The sequence below is a fragment of the Paenibacillus sp. HW567 genome, from assembly GCF_000374185.1.
Lineage (GTDB): Bacteria > Bacillota > Bacilli > Paenibacillales > Paenibacillaceae > Paenibacillus_AQ.
Window position 1 is genome coordinate 2,288,735 of record NZ_KB910518.1, and the last position, 23,487, is coordinate 2,312,221.

The 23,487-nt window shown below is 52.0% G+C and carries 21 protein-coding genes; 12 read left to right on the forward strand and 9 right to left on the reverse strand.

Annotation, left to right across the window (positions count from 1 at the left end; genetic code table 11):
• The first annotated feature begins 328 nt into the window (after positions 1-328).
• The 5 genes from B212_RS0110305 to B212_RS0110325 all read left to right on the forward strand — a co-directional run bounded on the left by B212_RS0110305 (position 329) and on the right by B212_RS0110325 (position 5,901).
• Positions 329-1,339, forward strand: a complete 1,011-nt coding sequence (locus tag B212_RS0110305; protein WP_028530728.1) for a 2-oxoacid:acceptor oxidoreductase family protein — start codon at positions 329-331, stop codon at positions 1,337-1,339.
• Between the two features lie 25 nt (positions 1,340-1,364).
• Positions 1,365-3,671, forward strand: a complete 2,307-nt coding sequence (locus B212_RS0110310; protein WP_019910614.1) for a thiamine pyrophosphate-dependent enzyme — start codon at positions 1,365-1,367, stop codon at positions 3,669-3,671.
• Positions 3,672-3,836: 165 nt separating this feature from the next.
• A complete protein-coding gene (locus B212_RS0110315) occupies positions 3,837-4,868 on the forward strand; it encodes an ROK family transcriptional regulator (RefSeq protein ID WP_019910615.1) in 1,032 nt (343 codons plus the stop codon).
• A 47-nt stretch (positions 4,869-4,915) separates the two neighbouring features.
• Entirely contained in the window at positions 4,916-5,518 is a 603-nt protein-coding gene (locus B212_RS0110320) for a DUF1349 domain-containing protein (RefSeq protein ID WP_019910616.1), read from the forward strand.
• 119 nt (positions 5,519-5,637) lie between these two features.
• Complete coding sequence (locus B212_RS0110325) at positions 5,638-5,901, forward strand: hypothetical protein (RefSeq protein WP_019910617.1); 264 nt, start codon at positions 5,638-5,640, stop codon at positions 5,899-5,901.
• Positions 5,902-5,999: 98 nt separating this feature from the next.
• Here the strand turns inward: B212_RS0110325 and B212_RS0110330 are convergent, their stop codons facing one another.
• The 5 genes from B212_RS0110330 to B212_RS0110350 all read right to left on the reverse strand — a co-directional run bounded on the left by B212_RS0110330 (position 6,000) and on the right by B212_RS0110350 (position 10,478).
• On the reverse strand, positions 6,000-6,818 hold the full coding sequence (locus tag B212_RS0110330; protein WP_019910618.1) for an ABC transporter permease: 819 nt from the start codon (positions 6,816-6,818) through the stop codon (positions 6,000-6,002).
• Entirely contained in the window at positions 6,815-7,843 is a 1,029-nt protein-coding gene (locus B212_RS0110335; protein WP_019910619.1) for an ABC transporter ATP-binding protein, read from the reverse strand. Before B212_RS0110335 ends, B212_RS0110330 begins: the two co-directional genes overlap by 4 nt.
• A gap of 21 nt (positions 7,844-7,864) precedes the next feature.
• On the reverse strand, positions 7,865-8,662 hold the full coding sequence (locus B212_RS0110340) for an ABC transporter permease (protein ID WP_019910622.1): 798 nt from the start codon (positions 8,660-8,662) through the stop codon (positions 7,865-7,867).
• A gap of 44 nt (positions 8,663-8,706) precedes the next feature.
• Positions 8,707-9,747 (reverse strand): ArsR/SmtB family transcription factor, encoded by a 1,041-nt coding sequence (locus tag B212_RS0110345; RefSeq protein WP_019910623.1) that lies wholly within the window; start codon positions 9,745-9,747, stop codon positions 8,707-8,709.
• Positions 9,748-9,944: 197 nt separating this feature from the next.
• Complete coding sequence (locus tag B212_RS0110350; protein WP_019910625.1) at positions 9,945-10,478, reverse strand: MogA/MoaB family molybdenum cofactor biosynthesis protein; 534 nt, start codon at positions 10,476-10,478, stop codon at positions 9,945-9,947.
• Positions 10,479-10,606: 128 nt separating this feature from the next.
• Here B212_RS0110350 and B212_RS0110355 point away from each other — a divergent pair, with 128 nt between their 5' ends.
• From B212_RS0110355 to B212_RS0110370, 4 genes are all read left to right on the forward strand, one after another.
• Complete coding sequence (locus B212_RS0110355) at positions 10,607-11,620, forward strand: CobW family GTP-binding protein (protein ID WP_019910626.1); 1,014 nt, start codon at positions 10,607-10,609, stop codon at positions 11,618-11,620.
• Positions 11,621-11,772: 152 nt separating this feature from the next.
• On the forward strand, positions 11,773-12,714 hold the full coding sequence (locus B212_RS31205) for an ATP-binding cassette domain-containing protein (protein WP_019910627.1): 942 nt from the start codon (positions 11,773-11,775) through the stop codon (positions 12,712-12,714).
• Positions 12,711-13,421, forward strand: a complete 711-nt coding sequence (locus B212_RS31210) for a hypothetical protein (RefSeq protein ID WP_019910629.1) — start codon at positions 12,711-12,713, stop codon at positions 13,419-13,421. The genes B212_RS31205 and B212_RS31210 overlap by 4 nt, the downstream gene beginning before the upstream one ends.
• 294 nt (positions 13,422-13,715) lie before the next feature.
• Positions 13,716-14,180 (forward strand): hypothetical protein, encoded by a 465-nt coding sequence (locus B212_RS0110370; protein WP_019910630.1) that lies wholly within the window; start codon positions 13,716-13,718, stop codon positions 14,178-14,180.
• A 96-nt stretch (positions 14,181-14,276) separates the two neighbouring features.
• On the opposite strand, the gene B212_RS0110375 is transcribed toward B212_RS0110370, so the two are convergent.
• A complete protein-coding gene (locus B212_RS0110375; RefSeq protein WP_019910631.1) occupies positions 14,277-15,182 on the reverse strand; it encodes an AraC family transcriptional regulator in 906 nt (301 codons plus the stop codon).
• A gap of 190 nt (positions 15,183-15,372) precedes the next feature.
• Here B212_RS0110375 and B212_RS0110380 point away from each other — a divergent pair, with 190 nt between their 5' ends.
• On the forward strand, positions 15,373-16,221 hold the full coding sequence (locus B212_RS0110380) for a sugar phosphate isomerase/epimerase family protein (protein ID WP_019910632.1): 849 nt from the start codon (positions 15,373-15,375) through the stop codon (positions 16,219-16,221).
• A gap of 41 nt (positions 16,222-16,262) precedes the next feature.
• Positions 16,263-17,273: a Gfo/Idh/MocA family protein gene (locus B212_RS0110385; protein ID WP_019910633.1), complete on the forward strand. Its 1,011-nt coding sequence runs from the start codon at positions 16,263-16,265 to the stop codon at positions 17,271-17,273.
• A 9-nt stretch (positions 17,274-17,282) separates the two neighbouring features.
• On the opposite strand, the gene B212_RS0110390 is transcribed toward B212_RS0110385, so the two are convergent.
• The 3 genes from B212_RS0110390 to B212_RS0110400 all read right to left on the reverse strand — a co-directional run bounded on the left by B212_RS0110390 (position 17,283) and on the right by B212_RS0110400 (position 22,553).
• Positions 17,283-18,536 carry a DNA glycosylase AlkZ-like family protein gene (locus B212_RS0110390; protein WP_019910634.1) on the reverse strand — a complete coding sequence of 418 codons (1,254 nt, stop codon included), beginning with the start codon at positions 18,534-18,536 and terminating at the stop codon, positions 17,283-17,285.
• Between the two features lie 114 nt (positions 18,537-18,650).
• Positions 18,651-20,741, reverse strand: coding sequence for an ABC transporter ATP-binding protein (locus tag B212_RS0110395; protein WP_019910637.1), 2,091 nt, complete (start codon positions 20,739-20,741; stop codon positions 18,651-18,653).
• A 63-nt stretch (positions 20,742-20,804) separates the two neighbouring features.
• Positions 20,805-22,553: an ABC transporter ATP-binding protein gene (locus tag B212_RS0110400; protein ID WP_019910638.1), complete on the reverse strand. Its 1,749-nt coding sequence runs from the start codon at positions 22,551-22,553 to the stop codon at positions 20,805-20,807.
• A 530-nt stretch (positions 22,554-23,083) separates the two neighbouring features.
• On the opposite strand from B212_RS0110400, the gene B212_RS0110405 reads away from it, so the two are divergent.
• Positions 23,084-23,401 carry a HesB/YadR/YfhF family protein gene (locus tag B212_RS0110405; protein WP_019910640.1) on the forward strand — a complete coding sequence of 106 codons (318 nt, stop codon included), beginning with the start codon at positions 23,084-23,086 and terminating at the stop codon, positions 23,399-23,401.
• The last annotated feature ends 86 nt before the right edge of the window (positions 23,402-23,487 follow it).

The following is a 23,487-nucleotide window of genomic DNA, read 5'->3' on the forward strand; positions in this document are numbered from 1 at the left end:
TTTATCATGATTTATGTGACAAATTTAACATCTTAAATTTTTATTTTATTGCTAAATAATAAGGTGACATTTTATCCATGTCTAACTTGGGAAACGTATTATACACATAAAATTCACATTTTGCTGTTTTTATGGCAGATTTCCTTCTATTATGGTAACGCGGTGCTGTCGCATATAAAGAAATCAATTGAAATCTATAAATAATTGTGATTCCCCAAGTGTGGAAAATGCAAGATTTGTCACTTCCCGACCAGCGAAATCAAGTTACAATCGTTGAAAAAGTCATAAGGATGTTATTCTAGTTGACATTTAGAAAGGGGTTATGTCGGTGGTACAATTACCAATTGTTAACGAACTTGGATTCTTTGAGATTCGTCTGGAGTCCATAGGGGGCTTGGGGGCGAATCTGGCCGGTAAGATGCTCGCGGAAGCAGGTGTAGTCGGTGCGGGGCTGAACGGTGTCAGCTTCTCGTCTTACGGCTCAGAGAAAAAGGGGTCTGCCGTTAAGGCCCATATCCGTTTCTGTGATTTGGACACGCATATCCGCGATACGTCGCCGGTTGAGCGTCCGCATGTCGTGGGAGTATTCCATGAGGCGCTGGCCAAAACTGTTAACGTTACAAGCGGCATTCATGAGCACAGTACGGTGTTAGTGAATTCGGCCAAGACGCCGGAGGAGCTGAAGGAGCTGCTCAAGATGAAGGCCGGAACCATTGCCGTGATTGACGCGACAAGCATTGCTCTGAAGGAGAAGAATCGGGTTAACATGGCGATGCTGGGCGCGCTGTTCCGGCTCTGTCCATTCCTTGATACCGAAACGATGAAGGGCGTTATTGAGAAATCCCTGGGCAAAAAATATCCGCAGGCGGTTCAGTCGGCAATTACAACGTTTGACCGCGGCTATAATGAAGTGAAATTCATGCAATTCGAATTGGCCGCAGGCGACAGCATGCCTGAATATGTCCGCTCTGACATTGGTCTCTTGGGATATGATACCCAGCCTATGGGCGGCACGATTACCAATCCCGGCGGCACGTTCTTGAAGAACCTGAGCATTTCCCGCTCCGGAATGATTCCGGCGTACGATAATGAAGCATGCATTAACTGCGCACAATGCGATACGGTATGTCCCGATCAGTGTTTTGTATGGGAAGAGCGTCTGGACCGCAAGGGCCGTTCGCAAATGTTCCTGCTGGGCATCGACTATCAATATTGCAAGGGCTGTCTGAAATGTATTGAGGCATGCCCGACCTCGGCACTGTCAAGCCAGCGTGAGACGGAGGGCTATGCGGACAGCCACACGGTGCATCACCAATTTGATCTAATCTCACAGCTCTAACATTTGGAAGAAAGGTGGATGAATAATGGCTATTGACTATGAAAAAGAAGTAGGTTCCGCCAAAGTGGAGCAGAAATTCCTATATGAATCCGGCAATGAAATGGCTGCTTACGCCGCTCATCAGATCAATTATCATGTGATGGGTTATTTCCCGATCTCGCCATCGACGGAAGTCGCCCAGTACCTGGATACCATGAAAGCCAGCGGACAGCACGATATCATGCTGGTTCCTTCCGACGGCGAGCACAGCTCTGCAGGGATCTGTTATGGAGCCTCGACAGCGGGCGGACGCGTATTTAATGCCACCAGCGCCCAAGGCTATATGTTTATGCTGGAGCAATTGCCTGTACAAGCAGGTACGCGCATGCCTATGGTCATGAATCTGGTCTGCCGCTCGATCTCGGGGCCATTGAACATTCATGGTGATCACTCCGATTTGTATTTTGCGCTCAATACCGGCTGGCCAATTCTGATGTGTCGTGATCCGCAGTCTGTTTACGACATGAATCTGATGGCACTGAAGCTGGCAGAACATGCAAAGGTACGTCTTCCGGTGATGGTTGCATCCGACGGCTACTTCACCTCCCACCAGAAGCGCCGTGTACAAACTTTTGTCCATCGCGAGGATGTGCATAAGTTCGTAGGCGAGCAGCCGCCGGTTGGTTTTACAGACACGCTGGACCGCAACAATCCGGTTACCGTTGGTCCTTACATGAATGAGCCGGATTATATCAACAACCGCTACCAGCAGTCGGTCGCAATGTATAATGCCGGAGAAGTATTCGAAGAAATCGCGCAGGAATTTGCCGAGCTGACCGGCCGCCACTATCCGATGATTGAGCAGTACCGGATGGAGGATGCCGACGTTGCCGTCTTCCTGATGAACTCCGCCTCCGAGATCATTAAGGATGTTGTTGACCAGCTTCGTCTCCAAGGAGTCAAAGCCGGAGCAATCTCTCCGAATATGATTCGTCCATTCCCGCAGAAGCAAATCGCTGAAGCGCTGAAGAATGTCAAAGCCATTACCGTTGGCGACCGCGCAGATTCCGTTGGCGGACACGGCGGTAATATGGTTAATGAGATCAAAGCAGCGCTCTTCACATACGGCAACACCACTACGAAGGTCATCAGCCGTATCTATGGACTTGGCGGCAAGGATTTCTATGCCGAAGACGGTCATCATTTCTTCCAGCTCGCTATGGATGCCGTTGTTGCAGACCGTGTGGAAATTCCGTTCGATTATTACGGCCACAATCCGGGCACACCGGAGAATGCGCCGAAACGTCTGCTGAAGCCGATGAATTTCGAAGCGCTCAAGACCGGCCTGATTACTGTGAAGCAAGACGAAGAGACCGGCAAGCTGAGTGTGAAGGTTCCGCCGGTCCGCAGTCTGATGAAGAAGCCGAGACGTTTATCCCCGGGACATGGCGCATGTCCGGGCTGCGGAATATTCTCAGGTCTGGAGCTTTTCTTCAAAGGAATTGAAGGCGATATTGTTGCGCTCTACCATACTGGTTGTGCGATGGTAACGACTACAGGTTATCCGTATTCGGCGCATAAATCGACATTTATTCATAACCTTTTCCAGAACGGTGCAGCTACGCTATCAGGTGTTGTGGAAATGTTCTGGGAGCGTAAACGCCGGGGCGAGCTTGACGGGCTGGGTCTGAAGGAAGACTTCACCTTTGTAATGGTTACTGGTGACGGCGGTATGGACATCGGTATGGGTCCGGCTATCGGTGCTGCGCTGCGCGGCCACAAAATGATCATTGTAGAGTACGATAACGAAGGGTACATGAATACTGGTGCACAGCAATCCTATTCCACTCCGCTCGGCCACCGTACTTCAACATCCAGCATTGGCAAAACGCAGCAGGGTAAGTTGACCCAGCATAAGGATACCGCGCAAATTATGGCGGCTACCAATGTCCCTTATGTCTTCACTGGCTGCGAGGCTTACCCGCAGGATCTGTTGAAAAAAGCGGCCAAAGCACAGTGGTATGCACAGAACGAAGGTCTGGTCTACGGCAAGATTCTCATCGCTTGCCCGCTCAACTGGATGTCTGAGGACAAGGATGGTACGAACATCGTATCGCTGGCTGTAGAATCTTGCTTCTTCCCGCTCTATGAGGTAGAGCAAGGAATCACGAATATTACGTACAATCCGGAGGACAAGGACAAACGCGTCGAGGTTTCCGCCTGGCTGAAGACGATGGGCAAAACCCGCCATCTGCTTAAGCCGGAGAACGAGCCGGCTCTGCATGCCTTCGAGAACGAGGTTCAGCGCCGCTGGAGCCGTCTCAAGGCTAAGCACGAGCACCCGGATTTGTAAGACTTATAGCATTTTATGAAGATACGAGCCTGGCAGAGTATACTGCCGGGCTCTTTCTGCAGGAAGGCAAGTGGGGATTATTTTGCAGTACACTTTCGCAGATATTGCCGCAAACATTTACCAAAATACTTTTACAAAGTATTATAATATACGAGGTGATAGCGAATGAAGAATATCGGCGGCAATGCCCTCGTAATTAAAGAAGTGAATATCAACCTGGTTCGGCGTATTCTGAAGGAACGCAAACAAGCAGCAACCAAACGGCAAATTGCCGAGGCAACGGGACTCAGCGTCGTCACGGCCGGCACGGTGCTGGAGATTTTGGTTCATCAGAGTGAGGTGCTGGAGGCGGGGCTGGTTTCATCCAGCGGCGGCAGACCGGCCCAGCAGTACATATATAATGATGAGCATGCTTTGGCATTGATCTTGTTTCCTTTTGAAAAACAAGGCGGGATCAGTATTCGCAGTACGGTGGTTACACTCTTTGGACGCTGTTTGCATGAAATGAATACGCCGGTTCAGAAGGTGGATTTATCCTGTTTTGAAGAGATTATTGATAAGCTGCTTAAGCAGTATCCTTCTATTCAGGCCATTGGGTTCGGATTGCCCGGCTCCGAGGCCGACGGCAGACTGGTGGTGTCGGACTATGATGCTCTCCGCGGCGTGCTGGTGGCAGAGCATTTCAGGAAGCGCTACCAGAAGCGGATTATTATCGAAAATGATGTTAATGCCGCTGCAGTCGGTTATAACAGCAAGGGGACAGCAGAGGGAGAATCCTGTGCGGTGTATTTATACTTTCCGGACCGGTTTCCGCCCGGGGCCGGGGTTATCATCGACGGCAAACTTCATAAGGGAGGGAAGGGTTTGGCGGGGGAAGTAACCTTTATTCCCCTGGGTATTCCCTGGGCCAGTGGTGAGTGGAAGACTTCGCCGGCCGGTCTGGTGGAGGCGATTTCCAGGCTGACAACGGCGGTTGCCAGTGTGCTGAACCCGGACGCAGTTGTCCTGTACGGAAGTTTTTTGCAGGAGGGCCATCTCAGGGAGATTGCGGAACGATGTGCGGCTTTGCTGCCGCCGGGTGCGGTTCCTGAGCTGCTGCTTAGCAGTGATTTTGCCGCTGATTATTTGACGGGGATGATTGTGTTAACCCTGCAGACGCTGGAGCCTGATCTTCACTTAACCAAATCTGCGGAATAGATGGGGAATAATGCTGTAATAAAAATACGAAAAGAAGAGGTGTCTATATGATCAAGACGGTGAATTGGCAGGATGGAAGTTGGACTCATGAACCGGTCTCCTCGGAGGTTCAAGACGGAATGTTCGTTGTGGAAGCGGTGAAGGGCAGTGATTATTGGGAAAAAACGATGTACGGCTTCCAGCATGACAACGGGCATGCGCTGCTGGCTTCATGGGAGGATAGTGAGGCGGTAGAAGTCAGCTTTTCGTTGCAGGGATTTACCGGGCTGTATGATCAAGCGGGAATCATGCTGTGGCACAGCCCCACGGTGTGGATAAAAGCCGGTATTGAGCTGAATGACGGTGTGCCGCATATTGGCGCCGTTGTGACGGACATGTATTCCGACTGGTCGCTGTCACCTGTGCCTGAATGGGACGGCGGGGTGGTAACAATCCGTGCATCACGCATGAATGATGCAGTTGTGATCCGTGCCCGGACAGACAACCATCCTTGGCGCACAATCCGGGTGGCCCGTTTTCCGTATGAGGCCGGTAAGCAAGCAGGTCCTTTTCTCTGCGCTCCTACCAGAGCAGGGCTGCGGGTAAGCTTTACACGCTGGGTGAAGACGGCTCCTGATACGGACATTCATACAGATCCTCCGGGAGAATGAATAGCTTCTCTCCGATTTCAAGGAGCTTATCTTATTTCAGCTTGTGTATATTTTTTGAACACTCTGACATCCTATTGCATACACGATCTATGCTTGAGTGGTAGATAAGGAGGGCAGGGATGAAACGCTATATCGCAGGATTGCTTGCCTTTGCCGTAGCGTTGGCTGCTGGGCTGTCACTGACAGGCTGGGGCCAGGAGCAGACAGCTTTGACAAATGAGAAGTTCACAGAGGATAACCAGGGCAATACAAGCTATCAGTATCTAATTAATAAAGACAATACTTCACTGGTCTACACCTCAATGGGCAAAGAGAAGGGGAAGTATTCAAAAAAGGTAAAAAATCTGTTCTCAGGACTGCTGGAACGGCTGGAGTCACGGTAACCCTGTAACCCTACTGGCTGCCTCAAGTGAAGCTTCAATAGGTGGATCACCCGACTGTACAACAATCCCAAGCCGATTGGTTTGGGATTGTTTGTTATCTAAAATAAAGTCCAATTGCCCTTCCTCCGGGCATGTTTTTCAGCACGGTAGAGCAGGTAACGCGTGCAGAAGGCAAGCAGGAGGCTGCCTGCAATGAGAGTGAACAGCGCCTGCCACCAGCCTGGACCGATGCTGTCATATAAGGCGCCGCGCACCAGAATCAGGCTGTAGGTCACCGGGAACAGCGCAGACAGTCCGGTTGCCCAGGCCGGGAAGACGGCAGGGGGAATGCGCACACCGCCGAACAGCTCCATCGGAGTCTGAAAAATATAATACAAAAACGAGGACTCCCGCGAGAACAGAGATACCGCGCACAGCAGTGCTCCCCAAATGACCGCCGAGACCATGATCAGCAGCAGGGCCGGAATCAGGGCGGCCCAATTTACGGTGGAGGCATCAGAGACGAAGACAAAGGTCAGCAGCGAAAAGACGGCAAACATCCAGATTCCATGAAACAGGGAATACAGTGAGCGCCCGTAGAGAAAAGCTATCTTGGATGAGGGTGTCAGAAAGACGGCCTCTACCGTGCCAGCCTTGCGTTCCAGCTCGAATTGCCAGGCCGCCTCAACGACGGTCCAGAAGAGCTGGAATACCAGATAGCCGCTCAGCAAAAACAAGGGAACGCGCTCATCGGGAATGATCCGCGAGAGCACGGAGCCCGCCCCGCTGCGGTAGGGCTTCATGGTGAAGTAGGAGGTCAGGAAGCTGAAGGCGGGCCATAGCAGCAGCGAGAAGAACACCACTTTGCCTTTGGAGCGGTTACGGTGCTGCTTGGAGATCTCAGCAAGAAGGGCATGCCATACACCGCCGGGACTCATGATGCCCTTCCTTCCGACAGCCGGATAATGGCATCCTCCAGGTTCGGTTTATCGCAGGTGAAGCCATTAATACTTAGCCCATGTTGGGTGGCCCAGGGAAGCAGCTCCGTAATCAGTCTGTCGGCAGAGGTTGACTGTACGGAGATACGGTAAGTCCCGCACTCTTGAAGCGCGGGATTACCCGCATTTCCGTCCATGCCCCTGACGACCGGTTCTGCCCTGTGTCCCAGCCGTTCGAGATGCTCCTTTAGCTGCGGGCGCAGGGCTTCATTCCAGCGGCTGACCTCCAGATGGGCAGTCTGCAGGCCGGCGACCTGCCGGACTATTGCTTCCGGCTTGTCGCACAGCAGCAACCGGCCGCGGTTCAGCACGTAGACCCGGTCGCATAATTCTTCGACCTCCTGCAGATAATGGCTGGTCAGCAGGATGCCTTTGCCCTGCTCTTTAGCCAGGCTCTGTATGGTGCTGCGAAGCTGTCTGGCAATCGGCGCATCCAGGCCAAGTGTCGGCTCATCCAGAAATAAATAGTGTGGATCGTTAATCAGGCCGCGGGCAATTTGCAGGCGCTGCTTCATTCCTTTGGAATATTGCTCCACGGGCTGGTCTGCCGCTTCGGTGAGTCCCACTTCGTCTAGCAGCCGTGTGCTTTCCCTATGCAGCGCTTCCGCGCCAAGCCCATATAGGCTGCCAAAGTACTGCAGATTCTCCCGGCCTGTGAGCCGCCAATACAGCATGCGTTCGCCCCCGGCGATCATATTGATTTTTTGCTGCACAGCACGCCGGTTGTCCGCCATAGGCATGCCGTCGATCTCGATGCTCCCTGATGTGGGGTCAAGCAGTGTGGACAGCATACGGATGGTTGTGGTTTTGCCGGCTCCGTTCAGACCCAGTAGACCTACTATCTCTCCTTTGGCGATGTTCAGCGTGAGTGATTGGACGGCGGTAACGGTTTTTAGCTCTGAACGGAATAGTCCAAGTCTGTTTTTGGTTGCGTAAATTTTGGTGACCTCATTCATTTCAATCATAAGTTTTCAGTCCTTTCGCCTTTAGAACCTCTCAAATAATCTTCGCTCTACAAGCCGTGTACAGCCTAATCCAACCGCTATGTATATCAGGGAGAGCAGCAGGGCAGGGACAATATCGGGCAGCGAGATTGCTGCACCTGTCAACAGCGCACCCCGCAGGAGCTGCAGCGAGGAGGTTAGCGGGAAGATTTCGCCTGCCCCCTGCAGCCATCCGGGCAAATACTGTCTGGGGAACTGAAAACCGCACAGCAGCGTGGTTACCGCAAATAACGTATTCTGGACAATGTACGTGTCTCTTGTGTACAGCATGATGCTCCCCAGCACCAGCGCCATAGCGTAGCAGGAAAGAATGAACAGTAAGCCGCCTATAGCTGCTGACAGCAAGTTGGGTGCGGAGAGACGCATTCCGGCAAGCATCCCGAATAGGGTTACGGCGAGCAGCACCATTCCACTGCGGTAAAACTGTTGGAGAGCTGTGCCGAGAAAATATCCGTTCCGGCTGGAAGGAGCGAGCAGCAGCGCTTCAAGCGTGCCTTCCCGCCATTCGGTAATGAGCGCCCGGGATACGTTCATCATCATGCTGACACTGAACACATTCAGTGCACCGCCAATGATGGCATAAGCCAGATAATTGCTGCTTCCGGTATATAAGGCGAATCTGTCGTCCAGATCCCCTTGGATGAGATAGACATAGGAGAAATAGGAGACAAGGACCAGATACCCGCCTTCAATAATATGACCAAGGGTAAAAGCCCAGGGAAACGCCCGGAGATTCGCTCTCTGGTTCCTGGCTGCGGTCGCAAAAACAGTTTGCCACACGGCGGACAACTCCTTTTTTTTCAAAATTCTATAGCCTTCGGACTTCATTGCTCAAGGTACTGCCGCTGTAGAACAATCAGACTGTCAAAGGCCTCTTTGCGGCTGGTGTAGAACAAGTAATTCCCCTTGCGCTCGGCGCTTGTCAGTCCGGCTTCATTCAGCAGCTTCAACTGTTTGGATACGGCCGCCTCCGAAATGCCCAGGATTGGGGCGAGCTGCTTCGTACAGTGCGGGCCTTGCCAGAGCAGCTTGAGAATACGCAAGCGTGTAGCGTCGCCAAGGGCTTTGAACTGCCGCAGCAGATCCTCCGGCGGAGCCTCGCTGAAGGGCAGGTCAGGCATATCCACAGCGAGTGGCAGGAGCAGACTGTCCGTTGTCCAATCAATCAGCAGATGCGGAAAGATGAAGGTAGAGGGAAGCACATACACATGCCGCAAATCTTCATAGGCAAAATAGTACGTTTCCGCCTTCTGCGCAGTAAATTTCCCTTCGGAGGCACGAAGCCGGGGGTGGAGGGTATTCAGCGCTTTTTCCGCAGAACGGGAGACCTTTTCTTGAAATTGTGCGGCAGCGGTGTCGATCCATGGCATTACATCATCCCATTCCTTGCGGAAATAATTCTGTTCATACGTCTCCAGGGTAGCGATCAGTTGCTTGCGGATGGAGACCAGGTGCAGCAGCAGATAAGCACTGGCTTCATCCGGCCCGGAGTCAGATTGGAATTTTCCTCTCTCATACGCTTGCTGCCATTCCAGTATGGTCCCCAGTGAAGCCTTATTTCTCAGCAATAGATGAATGAGCTCGGCATCGGGTAATCCTTTGAGCAGACTGATTCCTTCGGTGCTGGTGAGCGGGGTGCCGCTATGGCCGGGATGCATGAGTCCCAACCATTGGTCTGTCAAGCGGCCCAGAGTGCATATGTCCTCCAGCAAAGCAGCAGGCATTGCAGCCCTGATCTCTTTGGCCCATGCCAAGCGTTTCGGGTGATGCTCCGGCTGATAAAGGACATGCAGGCTGCACAGCAGCTCATGATAGGGACTGACGACTGTTTTAACGATTCTATGCAATTGTTCGAGTGAGCTCATCTCGTTCCTTTCCGATTAACCGTTTGGTTAATCAAAAACCACTTTCGCGAAAAGTGTTCAATAGTATAAATAGAACGTCTCCCGTTGTCAATGAAATCCAATGTTCACAGCCAAAAAAGGCGAAAGCACCAGCAGCGCAGCATTCTTCGCACGTTTGGTTCTTTCGCCTTTAACTGTTCTTATGCATCTCCAGCAGTTTAGGAGCGCTTATAAATCTCGCGCATGACATGCCGCAGCTCGGGAATGATCAGCCGCTCCATAGCGAGCTTAACCGCACCTGTGGAACCGGGCATGGAGAATACCGCCGTGCTGCCGATAGTCCCGGCAATGGCCCGGCTCAGGATTGCTGCGGAGCCGATGTCTTCAGTGAAGCTAAGCAGCCGAAATATCTCTCCGAAGCCCGGGAGTGTCTTATCCAGCAGGGAGGCCACCGCCTCATACGTGGTATCGCGGGGAGAGATTCCCGTTCCCCCGGTGAGAAGTACCGCTTCAATACCGGAATGAACGGCGTTTTTATAGACCAGCTCGCGGATCGCTTCGTAATCGTCCTTGACGATGGCACTTCCGGCAACCTCATAGCCGGCTTCCTCAAGCATGCTTCTAACCAGCGCGCCTCCAGCATCGGTTTCCGGTGTACGGGTGTCCGAGACTGTAATGATATAACAGGCCACACTTTGCGGAGCCTCGCGCCGGTGTTCTTCTACGGATGACAAGCGGACCAACCCCTTCATTATTGAATATCTCCTTCATGATAGGGGAAGGCTGCGGCAAAGACAAGCTTGCCGAAACCTTGCACCCGCACTGGAACTTGTAGTACACTCGCTACCATAACGGAATTTTGTGCAGGGAGAGATGAAGCATGGAACAGGCTTTGCCGGTTTATATATTGTCAGGATTTCTCGGGAGCGGCAAAACAACTTTGCTGCAGCGCCTTTTGGACCACTGGAAAACTCAAGGGCTCAGACCGGCGGTAGTGATGAATGAGCTTGGTGAGGTGAACCTGGACGGACTGCTGGTCGAGCAGTCGGTACCGATGGCCGAAATGCTCGGCGGCTGCATCTGCTGCTCCATCCGCGGTGATCTTAGCACCGAGCTGGCCACACTGGTTAAAAAGGAGTCCCCGGATGTTGTGGTTATTGAGGCGACTGGAGCAGCGAACCCGCTGGAGATTGTTGATGCAGTGACTGAAACCTCGCTGTATCAGCGAATTGAACTGAAGGGGCTGATCACAGTCGTTGACGCAGCCCATCTTCTGGAGCTGTACCGTTCCCAGCAGGGAGCGACCTACAGACTGATGCAGGAGCAGATCCGCTGTGCGTCGGTATTGATTCTGAACAAGACCGACAGGGTGACAGCGGAGGAAGCAGAAGACATCAAGGTGATTTTGCGCAAATGGAACGCTTTTGCCGAAATTCTGCCTGCGGTGCGCTGTGAGCTTGAGCCGTCGGAGCTGCTTGGTGGTCTGGGAGGCGTACATACTGAAGCCCGCTCGGAGGCTGAGGCATTCCAGGAGGACGATGAACAGGAGGGTACTGGACATTCGGCACCTATAGCACATGATCATGTTATGGCGTATACCCACTATTTCAAGCGTCCGGTGAACAGCGAGGAATTTGAACAATTTGTCAAGGAGCTGCCGCGGGATATTTACCGGGCTAAAGGAATTGTCACCTTCAGCGACACTTCCAGCCGTTTTCTGTTCCAGTACGCATACCGGGAAGCAGATTTCATGAAAATCACCCCTCAGGGCGAGGTGCCGGATGTGGCTGTATTTATCGGCGAGCATTTTTCTTCCCGTGAGCTGCGCAGCAGTCTGCTGCGCCTGGAGGGACGGCTCCTGGCCCGCCCTGCTGCGGTCAAAAGAAGCCTGTAGCAAATAACGAAATTCCGCATACCAGAGTTCCGCAGCCTCAAGTGCTGCGGAATTCTTTTTTGTGCCTGCTCTAATCATTCTGTCAGGTTTAAGAGGAGATCGGGATCGCTTTGGCGAATTAAATATAAAGGATCAACCTCAGGGGAGGATACATGAAACCTGAACATAAGAGCACTCCATTAATCGAACTTATCCGGGCTGTCAAGCTGTATGCAGGCCGTCCGGTTCTTAGTGAAATATCTTTGCTTGTGGAGCCCGGAACGGCTATGGCACTCATTGGACGCAATGGCTCCGGCAAAAGCACGCTGCTCTCTATCCTGGCCGGATTAATCGGGCTTTCCTCCGGAACAGCAGTGCGCAGCGAGCGCAAGCTAACGGTTGGCTATGCCCCTGAAGCTTTTCCGGGGCTGAAATTTTCGGCGGAGCAATATTTACGGAGTATGGGCAGGCTTGGCGGCCTGTCACCTGCGGAAGTGGAGATGCGAATGATAGCCTTGCTGCAAGCTTTTCACCTGACGGAGTTTCGCAGCCAATCCATGACAGGCTTTTCCAAAGGGATGCTGCAAAAGGTGAATCTGATTCAAAGCTTGCTGACACGTCCGCAGTTATTGCTGTTGGATGAACCGCTCTCAGGCCTTGATCTTCCGGCACAACATACACTGATCAACCTGCTGCTTGAGCTGAAACGAAACGGGACCGCGATTGTGTTCTCCGTACATGAGCCGCAAATGGTGGAGGCATTGGCTGACAGTGTACATGTGCTGCAGGCTGGAAGGACCGTTAAGACCATTCAGGGCCATGAGAACCTGCGGATGACTCCCGCGACATACATAGTGTATAAAGGTGTGTCCGATGAAGGGAGTGCGGCCATTTCATGCTTGTCCGGAATAATCTCCATACAGAGCGAGCTTAATCATGCTGCAGGAGAATGTACCGGTGTGACTGTTAACGCATCTGCTTCGGATGAATGTCTCCGCCTAATCCTTGGTGCGGGTGGTTCAGTTGTATCAGTCGAACCCCGCGGCGGTTCAAGTGTAGGCGGACTGGAGCAATGGATGGACCCCAAGGCCGTAGAGGAGGGGACTATTGTATGAGATCGCTGACCGCATATATGCTGCGCAGCTATACGGTTTCACAGCGTTACTTTGGTCCGGTTGCCTTTATTATTATTGCTGATCTGATCCTATATTCCTACAAACCCAATCCTGTGATGAATAGCTATGCAGCTACGGCTGTTATTCTTTTTATAGGTGCCGCCTGGATGGGCCTAAGCTTTCTGAATCATGAAATGCCGGTGCAGAGGCAGGTTGCCATCGTTCAATTAGGCAGCAAGCGCAAGTATAGTGTGGGGAGCATACTGGTTTTAGGTTATCTTGTTTTGGTGCTGGATCTCCTCATTGTGGCGTATCCAGTGCTGCTGGGCTATTTTGTTGAACCGGCAGGCGTGTACCGGATTATGCTGGCTTTTGCAGGACATGCGCTGCTCGGCTTTCTCGGTGCTGCCATTTCCTTATACCTGCAGGCTTCATGGGTATCCAGGAATAGCTATGCCGCCGGAATATTGCTTGCGGTTCTCATTCTCTCCGTCGGCGCGAACAAGCTGAGTCATCTGATTCCGGGTCCGTTTGTTCGTGTGCTGCTGCCGCCGGTTGCCCCCGTCATGAATGCTATGATGAACGCGGATAAGCTGCCTGTTTCAGCGCTGCTCGGTTCGTTTGCCCATGCCTTGGCGTACATAGCGGTGCTTATCGGATTTTATCTGTATCAATGCGGCCGCAAGGATGTGAACAAAAGCTATTAGAGAGGAACATAAAAAATAAATATATCAGTTGAACTAAATAAAAATATAAAAGGGCAGAAGTGTCAGAGGGTGAAATTTGGATACTTACGGAGCGGTAGCGACCGCCTGAGAGCTTTCCGCAGGAAAGCTCGCCGTATGATTAGCTGTCTGCGGATTTCAACTGCGAATAGCGGTACAATTGAAGAACTCTGCAGACGGGCATCGGCCGGAAATCCAAACGTTCCCCGCAGTTTCGACCACTCCAGTATGATTATTTAAACTTCAACTTATATAGATATAGGAACGGGAGGAAAGATGAAGGATACACACATACCGGAGAGTGAACAATCCAAAGAGCTATTTGCTTATTTCGGACTGGCAGTCTATTATTGTCAGGCTTTGGAGCAGCAATTGACCAACCTGCTGCTTCTTACGAAGCTGTCTCAGGGAGAAACGCCTACAGAAGCGGATCTTGCGGAACTGTATCAGCGCAAGCTTAGCAATTCACTCGGCCAGCTCATCAAAGAAATCCAGCATCATTTTCCCTTTTCGGAAGAGGAAACTAACCAATTGCAGGCGGTATGGAAGCAGCGCAATCATATTGTCCATGACTATTTCAAGGAGCGTATCCAGGAGACCTTCACGCCGGCCGGCAGAGCGCAGATGATCCGTGAGCTGAAGCGCTTCAAGAACAAAGCCCGCAGACTTGAGGTCAAGCTTCAGGGCTACTGCACGGAGATGTACAGCAAGCTGGGGCTTGAAGAAGAAAAGCTGATGTGAACAATGCGATAGCGCCCTCTATCCCGGGGGTATCATTTTCGATAGTCAAAAAGGCAAAACCGGAGCTCATCCGGTTTTGCCTTTTTTGGTGTGTATTTACAAAATTCTCGACAATTTGCGGTACTCGCGAGGCGGGATACCTTCTAGGCGGCGGAAGATGCGGCTGAAATAGTGGATATCTGGATACCCTGCCGCTTCGCCAACCTGCTCGATGGATAACTCAGTTTCCCGCAGCAGCCGTCTGGCTTCCCGGTGGCGGATGGTCTGAACGAACTCACCGGGCGGCTTACCCGCAATTTGCCGGAACAGCTTGGCAGTATGGTCGATGCTCATATGCAGCTTCTCTGAGATGTTCTTATTGGTCCATGAGGCCCCGGGCGATGCTTCGATCAGGCTGATGATCCCGGCAATTTTACTGCTGTGCTCCGAATGAGCTGAGGACAGGGGCGAGGCGGGTGAACGCAGAAGGTAAGCCAGAATATTCAGCAGCAGAGCTCTGCAGACCATCTCATAGCCTGTCAGACGCATCGTGAATTCGTCCACCAACTGCTCCATCAATTGTATACATGGCAGCGGAGGTGTATAGATGGGACTCGCGGATAAAGGCGGCATACTCTCAGCACAGGCTTCCATAGCAAATTTGGTGCTCTGAACCGCCGATTCATTGACCACCATATCCGCATCAGTCTGGATGTCCAATTCACCGAAGTAATCAAAATGGATACCCAGGAAGCGGGTAAAGGGTCCCGCGAGCGCCTCATTCTGGTGTAACACACCTGAAGGAAGCAGGATAAGCTGCCCTGCCTCCAGTATATGCCGCTGTCCAAGCATGGTTGTGGCTGCCGCGCCTTGGCATACAAAGAGCAGCTCGAAGTCGTATAGTCTTCGTTCCGGGAGCGCGCCGGGAGGCAACTGCTGAAACTGCGCATAATGGACACTGGGTGCCCACTCCTTGAAAGACACGGTTCGCTGCTGTGGATAGCTTGTCGCCGGTTTATTCAAATGGCTCCCTCCTGATCTGCAAAAGTAACAAATGATAATGAACGGAATCGTCCAACTAATCACTAGTTTTACTAAATAAAATCAATCGAATAATCCTTATGATATATGTATTATCATATCAAATTCTTTACCAAGAAGCAGAACGGAATTAGCTAAAAAACAACTATTACTCGAAGGAAGGGATCTGAAAGTGAAGAAAGGGATTAATATCTGGTCATTCAAGGAAGGGACTTCAATTGCTGCTAGTACTCGTCTTGCCAAGGAAGCGGGCTTTGAGGGAATAGAATTGTCCCTGAACGAGACAGGAGAGCTGGGGCTGACAACGACGGATCAGGAAATCCGCAGCATCCGTGAGCAACTGCAGGAGGCAGAACTCGAAATTGCCGGGCTGGCAACGGGGCTGTATTGGGCCTACCCCATGACTAGCGGTGATCTGTCTATCCGCACCAAAGCGGTCGATATATGCAAGAAGCAGTTGGAGCTTGCGGCAGCTCTCGGTGTGGATACCATTCTGGTGATTCCTGGCGCGGTAGGCGTGGATTTCATTCAAGGTGGTGAGGTTACAGATTATGAGCATGCCTACGACCGGGCGCTGGAATCCATCGGACAGCTTGTGCCTTATGCGGAAAGTGCCGGAGTATCCATTGGAATTGAAAATGTGTGGAACAAATTTCTGCTGTCTCCGCTGGAAATGCGCACTTTCATTGATGAACATGCCTCGGATTATGTCGGCTCCTACTTCGATGTCGGGAATGCGCTGCATAGCGGCTACCCGGAGCAATGGATTCGCATTCTCGGACACCGGATCAAGAAGGTGCATTTCAAGGATTACCGCCGTCAGGCCGGGGGATTGCACGGCTTTGTTGACCTGCTGGCGGGTGATGTGAACTATCCGGCGGTGATTGAAGCGCTTGAGGCTATCGGTTACAGCAATTATGTTACCGCAGAGATGATCCCGCCTTACACCCATCATGCCGGGCAAATAATCTTCAATACATCCAAAGCGATGGATGCGATACTTGGACGTTCCCCGCAATAACCTGTTATACAAATTGAAGAATAGTGTAGGAGGCTGATCTTATGTTGAAGGTTGGGCTTATCGGCTTTGGTTTTATGGGCAGAATGCATTTTGACAACTATGTCCGTCTTGCGGCGGAAGGTGCACCGGTTGAACTGGTGGCCATCAGTGATTTATTGATAGAAGAGCTGAAAAACAAGTCGGCTTCAGGCAATATCTCCACCAGTCAGGAGGTATACGATCTGTCGTCTTACCATCTCTACGAGAATATCTCGGATATGCTGGAGCATGAAGAGCTGGACATCGTGGATATCACCTTGCCTACCTACCTGCACGCGGATTTAGCCTGCTTCCTTTTGGAAAAAGGAATACATGTCTTATGTGAAAAGCCGGTTGCCGGCAATTCCGCTGACGGATGGCGGATGGCGGAGACTGCCGAGAAGAGCGGGAAAACACTGATGATCGGCCAATGCCTGCGCTTCTGGCCTGCCTATGAGTATTTGAAAGCCTGTGTCGAAGATGGAAGGTATGGAGCCGTGACCTCAGGATATTTCTTCCGCGGCTCCGCAGCGCCCAAGGGCTGGTTCCTGGACGGCAGCTTGAGCGGGGGCTGTATTCTGGATATGCATATCCATGATGCAGATATGGTTCACTGGCTCTTCGGCAAACCGGACAAGGTCTCGACGCTTGCCCGCAATGTTATTCCCGGAAGCGGCTATGATACAGTCTCTACCCATTATGTTTATCCGGATGGCAAAGTCCTGAATGCCCAGGCAGATTGGACTCTTGAGGGGGATTATGGCTTCTCCATGACCTACCGCGTGAATTTCGAACGTGGTAACCTGGTCTTCGAGAACGATCAACTAAAAGTCCATCCGAATGCTGCCCCGGGCTTCATCGCAGAACTATCTGACGATATGGGTTACTACCGGCAGATTAAATACTTTGTTGAAGCCATTCACCAGCAGCAGCCGGTATCCGTGTGTCTGCCGGAGAGTGCGGTAGGCACGCTGGAGATTATTGAAGCGGAGATTCGTTCTGCTGATGCCGGCGGCATACTTATAGATTTGTAGGCGGACTTATCACCGGAGGCTGGCCTCCAGCGCTTGCAGCCCGTTGTCTTCTGCAACTCCGGGAGCAAATCGGATGGAGGAGGCGCGTGTACATTTTCCAAGTGAAAAGAAAGCTGCTGTAAGCGCGGGGAGCATCTCCGCGCTTAAGCTTGTATCCGGCTCCCACCACCAGCGCTCAATATTCAGCACCCCGTTCTTCTTATCCATTACCGGCTCAAACCGTGCAATAAAACGGTCCCCGTAGAGCAGCGGCAGCACATAATAGCCGTATTCGCGTTCAGCTACAGGCTTGTACACTTCCCAGCGGTACGTAAATCCGAATAATTGCCGGATCAGCTCCCGGTCCCAGAGCAGGTTGTCGAGGGGAGCGAGTGCGGCGGCAAAATCTGCACCCTCTCTGTTTCCATCCTCTTCGGAGGCAGTTTCTCTAAGCAATACCGCTTCCAGCTCTGGGGCGTCTGAAGTGCGAATATACAGCGGAAGCTTCAGGCCTTCCACGCGCACTTCGCGGAGGCTGTCGTTCAGGAGCAGGCGCTCTATGGCGGCTGTCCGCTCCTTGCTCTTCAGGCCGGCAATGCCCAGCCAGCCGTCGCCGGATTTGTTCCACTGCAGGCCGATGCTGCCGATCCGCCGCAGCACATACCAGTCGTGATGCTGCTCCTCTGTCACGTTAGGGTCCTCAGCCTGCACCAGTTGACCGGGCAGCAGCTTAGCTGTGAAGTCATAGTAGCGGCGTGTATGTACCCGGTGATGCACGCAGAGCTCACCCCAGAAATACATGCTCTCCATAGCAGCGCGCGACAATCTTGCAGGTGCCCAAGCCCAGTCAATTTTGTCCTTGCTCTCCAGGTCGAGAGAGGAGAGCGGACTGCGTGTAGTCAGCTCCTCGCGGACATGTGAGACCATCGCCATCAATCCCTCATTCTCATGATAGCGCTCAGCCGCCATTGCTCTGCGCCGCTGAAAGTAAGGCCAATCCTCCGTGCAATAGATGGACATATTCTTGTCCCAGCCGTCGACCAGCAGCCTATCTTTGTACAATAGCTCTGTGGCAAGCTCCGGGGTGAAGCCCGGCATCCGCGCCTGAAGCACAAGCTCATGATTATGTCCGGCAATGCTGAGCGGATCATACTGGATGCAGCCCACATGACGAACGAAATCATAGATGCCTGCCTTTCCGCCGGGACTACCGCCTGAGACCAGGCGCTGATGCTGCAATAGAAAAAGCCGGGCTTGCCGCTTGCTGAGTGTATAGGTAATCAAAAACTTCACCCCGATCTATGTATTATCTTCCATTATACAGAACAAACGTTCTCTGTACAAGCATGTAAAAGCCCCTGATGATATTTGGAATCATCAGGGGCAATTTGGTAAATCTTACGCTTGTTTGATTGACGGCTGCAAAGCGGCTGCCGGCGGTTGAGCCGGTTCAGCTTGCGGAAGCTCCGTACCGCCGCCAGCTCCAGCGCCAAGCTGTAGCTGATACATGCGGAAGTAGCGTCCGCCGAGGGCCATCAGCTCATCATGGCTGCCGCGCTCGACAATTTCGCCGTGATGCAGCACCAGAATCTGGTCCGCACTGCGGATCGTTGACAAGCGGTGCGCGATAATAAAGGTGGTGCGGCCTTTCTTGAGCACCTCCAGCGCGTCCTGAATAATGCTCTCCGTTTCGGTATCAATATTGGAGGTGGCCTCATCCAGAATCAGAATCGCCGGATCAAAGGACAACGCTCTTGCAAAGGATATCAACTGGCGCTGCCCTGCCGAGAGCGTGCTGCCCTTCTCAATAACCGGCTCATCAAAACCTTGAGGCAGATGGGACAGCAATTTGTCCGCACCGACCTCACGCAGTGCCCGCACTACACGTTCACGTGAGATCCGCTCGTCTCCCAGACTTACGTTAGAGGCAATGGTGCCGGTGAAGAGATAAGGGTCCTGCAGCACAATACCCATATGGCTGCGCAGCCATTGCTTCGGTATTCCGGTAACCTCCTGGCCGTCAATTGTTATGGTCCCGCGCTGCGGATCATAGAAGCGGAACAGAAGATTGATGATTGAGCTTTTACCGGAGCCGGTATGGCCTACGAGCGCGACGGTCTCACCCGGATGTGCCTCGAAGGAGATATTCTTCAGGACGAAGTCTTTTTTATAAGCAAAAGAAACATCCTTGAACACAACATTCCCCTTGTAACGCGGCATGGTTCCATCTGTGACCGGCTCACCTGGTTCGTCCATCAGCGTAAATACGCGTCCCGCAGAAACCATGGAGCTGTCGAGGTTCGCAAGCTGGTTGACCATCCCGGTGATCGGCTGGAACATCCGTCCCAGCACATCGACGAAGGCATACAGCACACCGAGTGACACAAAGGTTGAGCCATCCAGACTGCCAAAGCCGAAATACCACAGCACGAGCACAAAGGAGAGGCTGCGCAGCGCATTGACCAGATTGTGCGAGGTGAAGGCGTTCAGATTCAGCATTTTATTCTGATACTTTAAGTAATCGTCGTTAAGCTTCTCGAATTCCTCATTACTCTGCTTCTGGCGGCGGAAAATACGGATGATGGACATCCCTTGAATGGATTCATTGATAATGGCATTGATCTCACTAAGCCGCGAGCGGATGATCGTATTGTATTTGGTGGCGATTTTGCGGTACAGCACGATCCAGAGGACAACAATCGGTATGATGAACAAGCTGACCAGACCCAGCCGGATATCCAGCAGGAAGAGGGCGACGTACACGCCGATAATATTAATAATCCCTGAGCTGAAGTTCGATAATACGGCGATGAACAGGTCCTTAACCGCTTCGGTATCATTCGTCACCCGGGAAACCACCTTGCCCGCAGGCAAATTATCGAAAAAGTGGACCGGCAGCCGCTGGATATGCGCATACACATCTGTCCGCAGCTTGCGTATGACCTGATTGGCCGAGGATTGCAGCCAGTAGGTTTTACCGAATTCCGCAAAGATAGAAATGACAAGGAACAGTCCATACAAGCCGACAAGCTCATAAATTCCCGGCAGCTCTGGTTTGTAAAAGGAAAACAGCTCGTTTGCCGACAGCTTCACAGCGGGGTAGACGGCCTCCTGGTCTCCGCGCTGGATATGCAGCGCTCCGTCACGGTAGGTCCGCTTGCCTTCGGGCTGCGCTACCGGCTCATTGATGAAATAGAAGCTTCTGCCCGCCTGCAGCAGACGGATCTCCTGGCCCTTGGCCTCATCGGGCGCAAAACGGTCACCGCGTTTGTAAAAGGTATTGTTATATTCAGCCGCATCCTCGGACGAGGAAGTCTGAAAGTACGGTTTCTCGATAGCCAGCATATGATTGTCAATCATGCTCTTGGCGATAAATGGCCCTGCAAGCTCGGCAGCGACTCCAATGCTAAGCAGCAATAGGGCTGCGATGAACGTTTTTTTGGCAGTTAAAGCATATTGCAGCAGGCGTTTGCCTGTACTCTGTGTCACAGTGACACCTCCTAAAGGGTATTCCGAATGTTAATTCCGGGAGCATGGCAGCTAAGCTGCCGATTAGTCATTGGTCAGGTTATTCTCCACCTGCTGGCGGTCAAATTGTTCACGGTACCAGCCGTTCATCGCGAGCAGCTCCTGATGGGTGCCGCGTTCAGTGATACGTCCACCATCCAGCACAACGATCAGATCGGCATGCTCGATAGCGGAAAGACGGTGGGTGGAGATTAATGTGGTTTTGCCTGCGCGCTCCTCACGGATATTTTCAATAATTTTGGCTTCGGTCCGGGCATCCACGGCGGACAGCGCATCATCCAGAATCAGAATATCGGGATTAGCAATAAAGGCTCTGGAGATGGATACACGCTGTTTTTGTCCTCCGGAGAGCGAGACGCCGCGCTCACCGACTAGTGTGTCCAGACCGTCGGCCAAAGTGCCAAGATCATTCTGGAACGCAGCAGCCGTAATAGCCTCCAGGATCTTCTCGTCGCTGGCTTGAAAGTGTCCGAACTGGATGTTCTCACGCACGGATTTGGAGAACAGGATCTGCTCCTGCGGCACATAACCCATCCAGCTATGGAGCTGGTCGAGCGCGATCTGTTCAATCGCCACATCGGAGATCAGGATATCGCCTTGACCGGTTGGATATTCATGCAGCAACTGCTTCAGCAGTGTTGACTTGCCGCTGCCGGTACGGCCGACCACACCCAGCGTCTGACCCTGGGATAATTTGAAGCTGACACCGCTCAGGTTGTCAATCACCGAGGTCGGATAGCGGAAGGTAACGTCCTTCAGCTCAATGCTGGTCGGATAGGTTACCGGCGTCGGATGAGGGACATCCTCCACATCCGGCTTGGAATTCAGCGTTTCGTCAATACGCTCCAGAGAAGCGCCGCCGCGCTGCATGATGTTGATCAGCTCGCCGATGGCGAACATCGGCCAGACAATCATCCCGAGATACATATTGAAGGAGACCAGGTCCCCCAGGGTAATCTCATTGCGGAATACAAGGTAGATACCGTAGGTGAGCGCGATGATGTAGCTTAATCCTACGCAGAACCGGATGGTCGGCTCGAAGAAGGAATCGACCTTGGCAACGGCCATATTTTTGCGGTATACATCATCGGTAATGTCCGCAAACCGTTTCTCGTCATGCCGTTCCTGCACATAGGCGCGGATGACCCGGATACCGGACACTGATTCCAGCACCTGGTCGTTCATATCCCCGAACGCGTCCTGGGCCAGACTGTACCGGTCATGAATTGCTTTACCGTAGAAAATCATCGCGATAGCAATCAGCGGCAGTGGCAATACGGCGGCAAGCGTCAGCTTCCAACTGACCAGAAAGCCCATAGCCATCAGTACTACCGTGAGATAAAAGGTTGAATCCGTAAGTGTGAGCATCCCGAAGCCTACGGTTGCCGAAACGGCCCGGATGTCATTGGTGGCCCGGGCCATCAGGTCGCCGGTACGGTTGCGCTCGAAGAACGAAGGCGTCATCGTCATCAGACGGCTCATGAAGCGGGAACGAAGGAGACGTTCCACCAGGTTAGAGCCCCCGAACAGCTTGTGCATCCATATGTAAGTGACCCAATAGATGATCAGCAGCATGATTACAATCATGCCGATGTACATAAACAGTGAAGATGTGGTTATTGAACCGTTGACTATGTCATCAATGGCATTGCCAAGCAGGCGGGGAGGCAGCAGCTCAAGCACACCTGCAGCGATTAGCAGAATTAGGCCAATCGCATAACGCTTTTTTTCGCGGCGGAAAAACCAGCCGAGATTGCGAAGAACGGAGAACAAGGGAAATCCCTTCCTTTCATGTTGTAATGGTTGTCGGCTTCTTACAGAGAAGTAATGACTTGCCTCATCAATGTTAGTGGGAAGTTCTAGGCGGCAAACAAAAAGGCATACCATCCGATAACGGACGATATGCCTGTAATTTACAGCAGCTATCATGTCAACGGTGACAATTGCAGCACAGTGACATGGAAGACCTTGCACGATCTGATATCAAGCGGTACGCGTAACACGCTTGAATCTCAGGAGGGTTCCACTACTAGGGCTGCTTCGGTATTCAGTTGTGATTTATTGCCGACAATAGGTTGGAAATACATAGGTACAAGTTTAAACACCGAGATCACCCCTTTCATTAATTTGGTAATAACTTGAAACGCTTCGTTATGTGTTTGAGTTTATCACCCGTCTTCAAGAATTGTCAATTGTAATTTTGTATAACGTTCAAATAAGCTGTATGATATATTATGTATCTGCAATTTAAATTAGTATCAAATGTCCACCAGGATTAAGAAAAACAGGAGGTGCTTAGAATAATGAATATGCTGATTAGTCCGGATGCCGCCGCCTGGTTCAAGCGGGAGCTTAGTTTGCAGGAGGGGGATTATATCCGCTTATTTCCCCGTTACAGCTCGGGCGGAGGACTGCATCCCGGTTTTTCGCTGGGAATCGCAACCGAGCCGCCGGGCCGTCCTGCTGTGCAGGCTGGGCAGGGGGGCATTGTTTTTTATATGGAAGAGCAGGATTTATGGTATATGGAAGGGTACGACCTATCCATTGTGTATTCCGAAGATGAGGATGATATCGAATATACGTATGCACCAGTGCCGGTAACCGGCGGTGTGAAGAAGTAATCCAGCCGCAAAGCGGATCAGCACATACTTAGCGCAAAAGCCCTTGCCATTAGGCAGGGCTTTTTATGTTGGCCGGCTGGAGCAGG